The 11,505-nt window shown below is 71.7% G+C and carries 10 protein-coding genes; 5 read left to right on the top strand and 5 right to left on the bottom strand.

The features are described from left to right. The first annotated feature begins 95 nt into the window (after positions 1-95). The gene (locus C4V41_RS02655; RefSeq protein WP_103954085.1) at positions 96-827 is read left to right on the top strand and encodes an intradiol ring-cleavage dioxygenase; all 732 of its coding nucleotides are present in this window, start codon (positions 96-98) and stop codon (positions 825-827) included. Positions 828-911: 84 nt separating this feature from the next. Continuing rightward, the gene (locus tag C4V41_RS02650) at positions 912-1,751 is read left to right on the top strand and encodes an intradiol ring-cleavage dioxygenase (RefSeq protein ID WP_103954084.1); all 840 of its coding nucleotides are present in this window, start codon (positions 912-914) and stop codon (positions 1,749-1,751) included. Here C4V41_RS02650 and C4V41_RS02645 read toward each other — a convergent pair. Then, positions 1,748-3,736: a GTP-binding protein gene (locus tag C4V41_RS02645; RefSeq protein WP_103954083.1), complete on the bottom strand. Its 1,989-nt coding sequence runs from the start codon at positions 3,734-3,736 to the stop codon at positions 1,748-1,750. The two genes, C4V41_RS02650 and C4V41_RS02645, sit on opposite strands and share 4 nt — an antisense overlap. Positions 3,737-3,948: 212 nt before the next feature. On the opposite strand from C4V41_RS02645, the gene C4V41_RS02640 reads away from it, so the two are divergent. The 3 genes from C4V41_RS02640 (at position 3,949) to C4V41_RS02630 (ending at position 7,884) form a co-directional block, all read left to right on the top strand. Beyond that, positions 3,949-5,928 carry an amino acid transporter gene (locus tag C4V41_RS02640; protein WP_103954082.1) on the top strand — a complete coding sequence of 660 codons (1,980 nt, stop codon included), beginning with the start codon at positions 3,949-3,951 and terminating at the stop codon, positions 5,926-5,928. A gap of 109 nt (positions 5,929-6,037) precedes the next feature. Beyond that, a complete protein-coding gene (locus tag C4V41_RS02635) occupies positions 6,038-6,664 on the top strand; it encodes a TetR/AcrR family transcriptional regulator (protein ID WP_103954081.1) in 627 nt (208 codons plus the stop codon). Next, positions 6,661-7,884 carry an FAD-dependent oxidoreductase gene (locus C4V41_RS02630; RefSeq protein ID WP_103954080.1) on the top strand — a complete coding sequence of 408 codons (1,224 nt, stop codon included), beginning with the start codon at positions 6,661-6,663 and terminating at the stop codon, positions 7,882-7,884. The genes C4V41_RS02635 and C4V41_RS02630 overlap by 4 nt, the downstream gene beginning before the upstream one ends. Before the next feature lie 63 nt (positions 7,885-7,947). Here C4V41_RS02630 and C4V41_RS65225 read toward each other — a convergent pair whose 3' ends face one another. The 4 genes from C4V41_RS65225 to C4V41_RS02620 are packed head-to-tail and all read right to left on the bottom strand — an operon-like array spanning position 7,948 to position 11,450. After that, on the bottom strand, positions 7,948-8,082 hold the full coding sequence (locus tag C4V41_RS65225) for a hypothetical protein (RefSeq protein WP_268808517.1): 135 nt from the start codon (positions 8,080-8,082) through the stop codon (positions 7,948-7,950). Further along, entirely contained in the window at positions 8,060-8,203 is a 144-nt protein-coding gene (locus tag C4V41_RS61635; RefSeq protein ID WP_160150144.1) for a hypothetical protein, read from the bottom strand. Before C4V41_RS61635 ends, C4V41_RS65225 begins: the two co-directional genes overlap by 23 nt. An 8-nt stretch (positions 8,204-8,211) precedes the next feature. Next, positions 8,212-10,737, bottom strand: a complete 2,526-nt coding sequence (locus C4V41_RS02625) for a PEP/pyruvate-binding domain-containing protein (RefSeq protein WP_103954079.1) — start codon at positions 10,735-10,737, stop codon at positions 8,212-8,214. After that, on the bottom strand, positions 10,734-11,450 hold the full coding sequence (locus tag C4V41_RS02620; protein ID WP_103954078.1) for a TetR/AcrR family transcriptional regulator: 717 nt from the start codon (positions 11,448-11,450) through the stop codon (positions 10,734-10,736). The genes C4V41_RS02625 and C4V41_RS02620 overlap by 4 nt, the downstream gene beginning before the upstream one ends. Positions 11,451-11,505: the final 55 nt, after the last annotated feature.

The raw sequence follows: 11,505 nt of genomic DNA, 5'->3' as shown, positions 1-11,505 counted from the left end.
ATATCGCCGAAAAGGCTTTCGGACGCTGCTCTTTTCGCGTGACACGAGGATCGAGCCTGCGGGGAAACCCGGCGGGATCGTGAAAGGTTCAGGACGTGGAACACGATCACGAAGGTCAGCGGGTCAGCCGGCGGCGGCTGATCACCGGCATCGGCTCACTCGGACTCGGCGGTGTCGCCCTGGCACCGGAGTCCGTCTTCGCGAGGGCGGGGACGTGCGCGCTCACGCCGAGCGCGACGCAGGGCCCCTTCTACTTCGACGCCGGCAAGATCCGCAGCGACATCCGCGAGGACCGGCCGGGGGTGCGGCTGCGGCTGGCCATCAAGGTCCAGGACGGCACGTCGTGCCGGCCGCTGCGCGACGCGGTGGTGGAGATCTGGCACTGCGACGCGACCGGCCTCTACTCGGGGGCGGAGAAGGAGTCCAAGAACGACGCGGGCGCGCCACCGGGCACCGGCGGCAGTGTGCCGGACATGAAGGACATGAAGCCCACCGACGGCAAGCGCTACCTGCGCGGCGCCCAGGTCACCAACGCCGTCGGCACCGTCGAGTTCACCACCATCTGGCCCGGCTGGTATCCGGGCCGGACGGTCCACATCCACGTCATGGTGCACGTCGCCGGCGAACGGGTGCTGAGCACGCAGCTCATGTTCGACGAGAAGCTCAACGACCGGGTCTTCGCGCGGCCGCCGTACACGCGGCGCGAAGGACGGCGCGACACCTTCAACAACGGCGACGGCCTCTTCCACGACGGCCTGCTGCTGCGCGTCACCGAGGAGGGCGACGGCTACCTGGGCGCCATCGTGCTGTCCGCGCCTTCCTCATGAGAACTTCATCCGCGGCAAAGGGGAGGCCAAGAGGGCGCGTCCTACTGTGTGGTCCGAAGCATCGGACCGTCAAAGAGGGACACAGTGGGACACGATCACGAAGGCCAGCGGGTCAGCCGGCGGCGATTGTTCGCCGGCATCAGCTCACTCGGGCTCGGCAGCCTCCTGGCCGCCTGCGGCGACTCCGGCACCGCGGCCGTCACCACCTCCACGGGAGCCAGCGTGACGCCGACGGCCACCACCGCGAGCGACCTCACCTCGCTCTTCTCCGAGGCGAGCACCTGCACACTGACCGCCACCACGACCCAGGGCCCCTACTACTTCGACGCGGACAAGATCCGCAGCGACATCCGCGAGGACCGGGAGGGCACCCGCCTGCGGGTCGCCATCAAGGTCCAGGACAGCGAGACCTGTAAGCCGCTGGGCAACGCGGTGGTCGAGATCTGGCACTGCGACGCGGCCGGGCTCTACTCGGGGGCCGAGTCGCAGTCGACCGGCGGGGGCGGCGGGGGCGGCGGCAACCCTCCCCCGGGCGACGCGCCCACCGGCGGCGGCGGTGATATGGGAGATCTGACCCCCACCGACGACAAGCGCTACCTGCGCGGCGCCCAGGTCACCAACGCCGACGGGATCGTCGAGTTCACCACCATCTGGCCGGGCTGGTACCGCGGGCGCACGATCCACATCCACGCCATGGTGCACTTCAGCAGCGAGCGGGTGCTGACCACGCAGGTCATGTTCGACGAGAAGCTGAACAGCGTGGTCATGGCGAAGGCGCCGTACGCGGAGCACACCGGGCGCGACACGTTCAACGACAACGACAACATCTACAAGGAGGGCATGCTGCTGAAGGTCACGCAGGAGGACGACGGCTACCTGGGCGTCATCGTCTTCGCCGCCGACTCCGACAAGGACGGCGCCTAGACCCGGCGGACGACGTGCAGGAGATACGCCTTCCTGTCGAGCGGGTTGTGGTCGGTGCGCGGGCGGACGGGGATCGGGCCGCGTACGGGCTGGTAGCGGTCGAAGCCGCACTCCAGCAGGCCATCGCCCCGGGTCAGGGACGGGAGCCGTCGCTCCAGCTCGTGCACACCGGCGGCCGGGATGTCCCCCTCGACCAGCGCATCCTGCCGGGTGCGCGGGATTGCGCCGAGCCCGGCCAGCACGGGGAGCACCGGGCCGAGGGTGTCGGGCGGGAGTTCGAGGCGGAAGCGGTGCATGGGCTCGTACACCGTGGTGCCCGCCCGCTTGAGCGCGGCCATGAGGACCAGCGGGACCAGGTTGCGGAAGTCGCCGGCGGTGCTCGACATGCTCTTGTCGAAGCCGCCGCCCATGTGGCTCTGCCTGGCCCAGTAGCCCGAGTGCGTGAGCGTGACCACGCAGTCGACGACCTCCCAGCCGTGCAGGCCGCCGTGCCTGAGCGTGTCGCGTACCGTGTCCTCGATCGTTCTCATGAACGCGTACGGCAGCGACCCGAGCTCCACCTCCAGCCGGAACTCCACTCCACCGTCCACCGGACCCGGCTCGACGCGGAGGCCGACGGTGGCGAGGAACGGGTTGGGGGCCTTGGCGATCACCTCGATCGCGGCGCCCGTGCCCGTGGGGCGTTCGACGCGGATCGTGGTGGTCTCGCGGAAGGTGACGTCGAGGCCGAAGTCGGCCATGAGCGTGGCCTGCACGACCTCCTTCTGCACCTCGCCGTAGAGCGAGACGGACACCTCCTGCCGCAGGTCGTCCTGGCGCAGGCCGATCAGCGGGTCCTGCTCGGCGAGCTGGGCCAGCGCCAGGTGCAGCGCGCCCTTGTCGGCCGGGCGGCGCGGCACCACGACGGTCTCCAGGGTCGGCGGCGCGAAGTGCCCCTCCGACGCCGGCCTCACCGCGTCCGCGCCGCCTTCCAGTGAGGTGACGTGGTCGCCGATACGGACGTCGGTCAGGCCCCACAGGCGGGCGATCCGGCCGGCCGTGACCTGCTGGGCGCGTACCGACGTGCCGCCGTCGAAGACGCTGATCCCGGTGACCTTGCCCTCCCGGCCGCCGCCGAACCGCAACCGGTCCCGGGTGCGCAGCGTGCCGCCGGACATGCGCACGTACGCGATCTTCTCCCCCGCCTGGCCCCGCTCGACCTTGAAGACGGTGCCCGCGACCGGCCCGCCGGGGTCGTCCTGGGCGGGCGGGAGCAGCTCCTCGATGCCCGCGATCAGCGCGTCCACGCCGGCGCCGGTGATCGCCGAACCGAAGAACACCGGATGCGCCACCGCCCGCCCGGTCTGGGCCACGAGCTCGGCGCGTAGCCGCGCGTAGGAGACGGACCTCTCGTCGTCCACGTACGCGGCCAGCAGCTCCTCCCCCTGCTCGGCCAGCACCTCGACGAGGCCCTCGAACCCGGCCGCGCCGTCGAAGGGCGTGAACGCGGCGGCCCGCGTCCCGAGCCCGGTGGTGACGCCCATGGCGACGGCGGCCGGGACGAGTTTGCCCGTGATCTCGCGCAGCACGCCGTCGTACCGTGCGCCGCGCCGGTCGATCTTGTTGACGAAGACGAGCGCCGGGATGCCGAGCCTGCGCAGCGTGCGCATGAGCACGCGCGTCTGGGCCTGCACGCCCTCCACGGCCGAGACGACCAGGACGGCGCCGTCGAGCACGCTCAGCACCCGCTCCACCTCCGCGATGAAGTCGGGGTGGCCAGGGGTGTCGATCAGGTTGACCGTGGTGCCGCCGATGACGAAGGAGACGACCGCGGACTTGATCGTGATGCCGCGCTGCCGCTCCAGCGCCAGGGAGTCGGTCTGGGTGTTGCCGTCATCGACGCTGCCGACCTCGTCGATGGCTCCGGCGGCATGGAGCAGCCGCTCGGTCAGGCTGGTCTTACCGGCGTCTACATGCGCCAAGATCCCCAAATTGAGCATACGCACCGAACGTCATGTCCTCCGTAGAGATGGCTCTTCCTTTCCTGGGGGGACACAGACGTTGCCCGCATTTCAGTGCTCCTTCGATCGACGGCCGGCCGCCAGCACACCAGAGCGTCTCTCGCGGGGGCAAGCGATTTATCGCGCGCCGCGAGTCGTGGGAAGGGGCGGATGCGAAACTCTGACATGGTCAGCGTCCACGACGAGAGGAAGTCCGGGTGAACGCCAACGGTGGAACCCCCGTCCCGGCGGTGGTCGAGATCCCGAGTGGCCCGGCGGGCCCGTCCAACGCGCTGACGCGCTGGCTGCTGGAGCATCGGGTCCCGCCCGTCGGGCCCGAGGCGGCCGAGGAGCACGCCGAGCCACAGCCGTGGTGGAAGGTCATGTGCCTGACCGGCGTCGACTACTTCTCCACCCTGGCCTACCTGCCGGGCATCGCCGCCCTGGCGGCCGGGGCGCTGTCACCGCTGGCCACGCTGCTCATCGTGGCGCTGACGCTGCTGGGCATGCTGCCGATGTACCGGCGGGTGGCCGCGGAGAGCCCGCACGGGCAGGGCTCGGTGGCGATGCTGGAGCGGCTGCTGCCGTTCTGGCGGGGCAAGCTGTTCGTCCTGGTGCTGCTGGGCTTCGTGGCCACGTCGTGGATCATCACGATCACCCTGTCGGCGGCGGACGCGACGGTCCACGTCCTGGAGAACCCCTACGCGCCCCACTTCCTGGAGGGGCACGCGGTGGCCATCACCGTGGTGCTGCTGCTGGTGCTCGGCGGGGTGTTCCTGATGGGCTTCACCGAGGCGGTCGGGGTGGCCATCCCGCTGGTCGCGCTCTTCCTCGGGCTCAACGCCGTGGTCGTCGCCGTGGGGGTCGCCGACGTGCTGGGCGAGCCCGAGGCGCTGTCGCGCTGGACCTCCGCGCTGACGAGCGGGGGCGGCGGTCTGGGCGGCGTCATCGGCCCGGCGGTGCTGGCCTTCCCGCTGCTGGTGCTGGGGCTGTCGGGGTTCGAGACCGGCGTGAGCATGATGCCGCTGGTGGCGGCCGAGGGGAAGACGGAGGAGCAGCGGCTGGCGTCGCGCATCCGCAACACCCGCAAGCTGCTGACCGTGGCCGCGCTCATCATGAGCGTCTATCTGATCGCGACCAGTTTCGTGACCACGGTGCTCATTCCGGCCGAGGAGTTCCGGCCCGGTGGGGAGGCCAACGGCCGGGCGCTGGCGTACCTGGCGCACGAACGGCTGGGCGAGGTGTTCGGCACGGCGTACGACATCAGCACCATCCTCATCCTCTGGTTCGCCGGGGCCTCCGCGATGGCCGGGCTGATCAACATCGTGCCGCGCTACCTGCCCGGCTACGGCATGGCGCCCGACTGGGGCCGCGCCGTACGTCCGGTGGTGCTGGTGTACACGGGCGTCTGCGTCGTGCTCACGATCGCGTTCGACGCCGACGTGGACGCCCAGGCCGGCGCCTACGCCACGGGCATCCTGGCCATGATGGTCTCCGGCGCGGTCGCGGTGACGATCTCCGCCGTCCGGCGCAAGCGGCGGTGGTCCGTGACGGGCTATCTCGTGCTGACGCTCGTGCTGCTGTACGCGCTGGTGGAGAACATCAGGGAGAAGCCGGACGGCATCGCCATCTCCGGGCTGTTCATCCTCGGCATCATCGTCGTCTCCCTGGTCTCGCGCGTCTCGCGGACCACCGAACTGCGGGCCGACCGGCTCGAACTCGACGAGGCGGCGCGGCGCTTCATCGCCGGCTCGGTCGCCCACGACGGCGCCCTCAACATCATCGCCAACCGGCGCGACCCCGGCGACAAGGCCGAGTACGACGCCAAGGAGGCCGAACAGCGCGGCATCAACCCGGTCCCCGGCCGGGCCGACGTGCTGTTCCTGGAGGTCGATGTCATCGACCCGTCGGACTTCAGCGACGTGCTGCGGGTAAGCGGGGTCGAGGTGGGCGGCCACCGCATCCTGCGCGCGGAGAGCCCGGCCGTCCCGAACGCCATCGCCGCCATCCTGCTCGCCCTGCGCGACGCCACCGGGGTGCGGCCGCACTGCTACTTCGAGTGGGCGGAAGGGTCGCCGCTGACGCACCTGCTCCGCTACCTGATCCTCGGCCGCGGCGACACGGCCCCGGTGGTACGCGAGATCATCCGCACGGCCGAACCCGATCCGGCCCTGCGCCCGGGCATCCACGTCGGCTGACTTTCCCGTCCCGAACACCCTGCGGGCCTTGGCATGTTGTACAGTTTGGGCAATTGCCCAAACCGTTTGCCCAAGTCGTCCGCCCAACTCGTTTGCCCAAGGGAGCGCAATGCCTCGCAACTCCGTGGAACGCGGAAAGGAGACCCGGCAGCGGCTGCTCGACGCCGCTGTCGTCCTCGTGCCGGAGGTGGGCTGGAGCGCCGTCACGACCCGCCTGGCCGCCGAGCGGGCCGGGGTCGCGCCCGGCGTGGTGCACTACCACTTCGCCTCGGTGACGGACCTGCTCGTCGCGGCCGGCCTCGGCTTCACCGGCGGCCTGCTCGACGCACTCGCCGCCGAGCTGTCCGCGCGTCCCGGCATCGCCGACGGGGTGGACTGGCTGCTCGGCGAGCTGTCGCGCTACAGCGGCACCGATCCGGCCTCGCTGCTGATGGTGGAGATGTTCCTGGCCGCCACCCGGCTGCCGGAGCTGCGCGAGCCCCTCGCCGAGCAGATCGGCCGGTTCCGCGCGTGCGTCGCGTCCTGGCTGGCCGAGCGCGGCTACCAGGGCGACGCGGCCGCGGCGGCCACGGTGCTGGCGGCGTCGATCGACGGGATCATGCTGCACCGCGCGCTCGATCCCGGCCTCGACCCGGCGGCGCTGGCCGGACCCCTGCGCGCCATGTTCGGCTCCCCGGCGTTCGGCTCCCCGGCGTTCGGCTCCCCGGCGTTCGGTTCCCTGAAGGAGGAAGCGTGAGAGCACTCATCTGCGGCGCCGGCATCGCCGGGCTGACGCTGGCCTGGCATCTCGAACGGGCCGGTTGGGAGGTGGAGCTGGTCGAGCGGGCGCCGGGGTTCCGCGACGGCGGCTACATGATCGACTTCTACGGCCCCGGCCTTGAGGTCGCCGACCGGATGGGGCTGCGGTCCCGGCTGTTCGACGTCCGTCATCCGGTCGACGAGATCCGCTACGTCGATCGCGACGGCCGGCAGACCAGCCGGCTGATCCTGACGTCCACCCTGGACGAGGTGGTCAGCCTGCTCAGGGGCGATCTGGCGCGGACGATCGGGGACGACGTGCGGGCTCCCATCACGTACGGCACCAGCGTCGAGGCCGCGGAGCAGACCGGCGGCGGCGTGTCGGTGCGGCTGACCGACGGCACGTCGCGCGAGGTGGACCTCCTGGTCGGCGCGGACGGGACCGGGTCGCGGGTGCGCGAGCTGGCCTTCGGCGACGTGGCGCCGCGCTACCTGGGCCACCACGTGGCGGCGTACGTCCTGACGGACGCCGAGCTGAGCCGCCGGGTCGGCACCCGCTACCAGCTGCGCACCGAGCCTGGACTGATGGCGGGTGCCTACGCGCTCCGCGATGACCGCCTGGCCCTGCTGTTCCTGCGCCGCGAGCCCGATCCGGCCATCCCCGCCGACCCCGCCGCCTCCCTGCGCCGCCACTTCGGCGGGCTCGGCTGGATCCTGCCCGACGCCCTCGAACGCTGCCCTTCCCCGCCCGCCCTCTACTACGACCGGGTGACGCAGGTGGAGATGGAGCGCTGGCACCGGGGCCGGATCGTGCTGCTGGGCGACGCCTGCCAGGCGGTGTCGCTGTTCGCCGGCCACGGGGCGTCCATGGCCATGGCGGCGGCCTGGGTCCTCGCCGACGAGCTGACCGCGAGCGGCGAGCGCGCCACCGGCGGCCACCGCACCCCGAACGGCGAGCTCGGCGCGGACGGGGAGCTGGCCGGTGCGCTGGAGCGTTACCAGCAGCGGATGGCGCCGGTCATCGCGGACGTGCAGGGGTTCGGGCGGCGGTTCCTCCAGTGGATGGCGCCCTCCAGCCGGTGGCGCATCGTCGCCCGCGACCTGATGTTCCGGCTGGCGGCCCTGCCGGGTGGCGAGCGCCTGTTCGTCAACTCGCTGAGCCCCGGCGGCCACGACCTCATCAGATCCAGCTCGACCGTCCTGGAACGCGACGCCTAGGGACGTGCCGCCCACCGCGTCCGCAGCCGGCCGATGGTGGCGCGGCGGGAGCGCTCACGCCGTTCACTCAGGTGCGGGGCCGGGGAGGACGCCGTACGAGAAGCCGCCCTGCCGCTCCTCGAACCCTCGTACGGCGCCCAGCCGGTGTTCGACCTCGGCTACCAGCTCACCCCAGTCACGCCGCAGAACCCGTCTCATCGGTGTCCACGCCAACGTCGTCGTCGCTGCGCTCCAGCGCCAGCTTGGCGACCCTGAAGCGGGCGCAACGTGCCTCCAGCTCGCGTTCGTCCTCTGCCATCCACTGTTCGATCATGGTCATCGACGTGATCACACGCCAGTCCCGGCGGTGGCCGGCTTGGCGGAATCTTGGGGGGTCAGCAACTCGACCGTGCCCCGCTCGCCGTCCACCCTGATCCGGTCGCCGTCGCGCAGGCGCATGGTGGCGTTGCCGGTGCCGACCACGGCGGGGATGCCCAGCTCGCGGGCCACGATGGAGGCGTGCGACAGCGGCGCCCCCATGTCGGTCACCACAGCGGCGGCCCTCGGGAACATGGGCGTCCATCCGACGTTGGTCAGCGTCGTGACCAGGATCTCGCCGGGCTTGAGCCGCTCGCCCTCCTCGGGCCCGGAGATCACCCGGGCGATGCCCTCCACCACGCCGGGAGCGCCGGGGAAGCCCGTCACGGTGTCGCTCACCGGCACGCGGGCGCCGCGCGCGTCGTAGATGTCGCCCCGCCGGTCGGGGTCGGCGGCCCAGCGCACGGGGTCGAAGTGGCCGACGATGAGCACCGGGTAGGGCGGCAGCGCGGCGTACCGCTCGTACGTCGCCCGCCGCGCCGCCACCCGCTCCAGCCCGGTCCGGTCCCCGCGCAGCAGGGCCAGCAGCTCCGGCAGGTCCAGGAAGAACACATCGTCGCCGATCCCGGTCAGCTCCCCCGCCCGCACGGTGAACGCCCGCAGCACCCAGAACGCCCGCATGTTCTCCGAGCGCGTGCTCTCCCGGTCGCGCACGACCGCGTTCCACCGCCGGACCCTGGCGCGCATCGCGGACTCCTTGCGGGGGTGACGCCGGGCGAAGCGCGCCCACGCCTCCTCCCTGGCCGCCCGCTGGCGCGTGAGCAGTGCCTCGGTGCCGGCCCGCGTGTCGCGCAGGCCAGCGAGCTGGGCGTCGATCCACGCCGGGTCCTCGCCTGGCCTGGGGATCGACACCTCGAACTCGTGGGGGCCGCGATGTCCGTACGCGCGGGCGAACTCGTCTCTGGTGATCTCGCCGCGGGCGAGTCTGGACAGCCCCAGCACCGGGCCCATGCTGGCCAGTTCGCCGTCGGCGTTGACGCCGGTCAGCATGGCCTCCGCGTCGGCCTCGCCCATCATCTCGCGCAGCCGGTCGCGGGTGTGGACGAGGGTGACGCCGCCCTGGCGGCCCGCGGCCTCCAGCATGCGGCAGGAGGTGACCACGTGCGGCTCGATCTCGGCGGCCCACAACGCGGCCAGCTCGGGACCGGTGCCGGTGGCGGCGATCCGCTCGCGCAGCTCCTCGCACCGCTGCCTGGACGTGGCCAGGAACGCGCGCATGCCCTTGAGGTTGTCGCGGACCCGCCGCCGGATGTGCAGGGCCATCGGCAGCACCCGCTTGATGATCTCCCAGCGCGAGACCCGCAGCATCGGCACGTCCAGCCCCGGCGGTATCTTCCCGAAGACCTGCTCGACCGCGCCGAGCCTGCTCTGCATGCCCAGGGCCTTGGCGATGGAGAAGGTGACGCTCAGGTTCATGTAGAAGCGGCCGCCGATGTTGCCGACCAGGTCGAAGCCGGGCAGCGTGGAGGCGTACATGGCCTCATGGATGAACAACCGCACGAACGACCACGTGATCGGCGTCATGACGTCGGGGATGGCCTCGCCCAGGTTGCCGCCGGTCCACAGGTAGTCGCCCCTGAGGCTGTCGTTCCACTCCTCGACCGGCGGCTTGAGCCCGGTGATCGGGCGGGCCTGCACGATGGCGAACGCGCCGTCGCGCAGAGCCCACTCGACGTCCATCGGGGTGCCGTACAGGTCCTGGATGCGGGCGCCCAGCCCGGCCAGCGCCACGGCCTGGGCCTCGTCGAGGACGCGCCGGGAGCGCAGCTCGCCGGGAACGGGCCGCTCCTCGGTGCCGCCGGAGGTGCGTACGGTCATGACCGTCTTGTCGCTCGTCCGCGCGTCCACGACCGCGCCGCCGGACACCACGGTCGTGTCGGGGGTGACCTGGCCCCCGACGACCGCCTCGCCGAGCCCCCAGGAGGCGTTGATGACGGTACGGTCCCGCGCGCCGCTCACCGGGTCGGCCGTGAACATGACGCCGGCCGCGTCGGCGTCGACCAGCTCCTGGACCACCACGGCCAGCGCCACGTCGTCGTGCGGCACGCCGTTCTGGTCGCGGTAGGCGATCGCGCGCGGGTTCCACAGCGAGGCCCAGCAGCGCTTCACCGCGTCGAGCAGCGCGTCGCCCCTGATGTTGAGATAGGTGTCCTGCTGGCCGGCGAACGACATGTCCGGCAGGTCCTCGGCGGTGGCGGAGGACCGCACGGCCACGGGCACGTCGTCGCCGAGCGCCGCGTACGCCCGCAGGATCTCGCCGGCGAGGTCGCCCGGCATGTCGTGCCCGGCGAACAGCGCCGCGACGCGATCCGGGTCACCGGCCTGAAGGATCTCCTCGCGGAAACCGGCCACGAACGCGCGGTAGGCGTCGGTCGTGATGTGGAATCCGCCGGGGACGGGCAGCCCCGCCCTGGTCAGCCTGGCCAGGGAGGCGCCCTTGCCACCTACGGTCGCGAGATCGGCCGTGGCGTCGTCGAGAGGGAGAACGACCCTCACTGCACACGCTCCTTAGAGCCCAGGGAGTCCGCCAGCCGCTGCCGCGCGACCTCCACCGTGGCGTCGAGAAAGGTGAGGGTGGCCCGCGCGACGGCGTCCGCGTCAGACGGCGGGCGGCCCGCGCCCAGGGTCCGCTCGATGGTGTCGGCCACCAGGTCGGCGATCCGGTCCTCGGACGGCCTGACCCCTTCCGGCCTGCCGTCCGGCAGGAACAGGAAGCCGTAGACGATCGAGCCGATCACCGTGATGTGGTCGCCGGGGTCGTCGCGCACCGCGCCGAGCTCGGCCAGCTCCGTCACGTACGTGTCGAAGGGCGCGCCGAGTTCGAGCCCCGTCGGGCGGGTCCGCTTGCGGCGGGTGAGCTTGCCGAGCACCTCGGAGTCGCCGCTCAGCACCGCCCGCAGCAGCGGCCGCCGGAACAGCGCCCGGGAGAACTCCCCGAACAACTCGCTCAGCGTCGCGGGCTTCTGGTCGCGCACGTCGGTCAGCATGAGCACCCGCTCGCGCCGCAGCAGCGCGGCGAAGAGGTCATCGCGCGTCTTCCAGTGCAGGTAGATGGTGCCCTTGGCGACCTCGGCGCGCTTGGCCACGTCGTCGATCGTGGTCTTGTCGTAGCCCCAGCGCAAGATGAGCTCGGTGGCCGCGTCGAGGATCCGGTGCGCCCGTTCGAGCTGACGCGCGGGATCCTGTGGCGGCCGTCCGACTCTGGCCATCGTCTCACCTCATTTATTTGACCAAATGAGGTTAATCGGTCATTTAATGTTGGGC

It is taken from the genome of Nonomuraea solani (genome assembly GCF_900108335.1).
GTDB classification, from domain to species: domain Bacteria; phylum Actinomycetota; class Actinomycetes; order Streptosporangiales; family Streptosporangiaceae; genus Nonomuraea; species Nonomuraea solani.
This window is presented reverse-complemented; position numbering and strand designations above follow the sequence as displayed.

Bases quoted from the DNA above. Each gene is read 5' to 3' on its own strand.
- C4V41_RS02635 (WP_103954081.1), top strand. From the start codon at position 6,038: ATGCCTCGCAACTCCGTGGAACGCGGAAAGGAGACCCGGCAGCGGCTG.
- C4V41_RS65225 (WP_268808517.1), bottom strand. From the start codon at position 8,082: ATGAGACGGGTTCTGCGGCGTGACTGGGGTGAGCTGGTAGCCGAGGTC.
- C4V41_RS61635 (WP_160150144.1), bottom strand. From the start codon at position 8,203: ATGACCATGATCGAACAGTGGATGGCAGAGGACGAACGCGAGCTGGAG.
- C4V41_RS02620 (WP_103954078.1), bottom strand. From the start codon at position 11,450: ATGGCCAGAGTCGGACGGCCGCCACAGGATCCCGCGCGTCAGCTCGAA.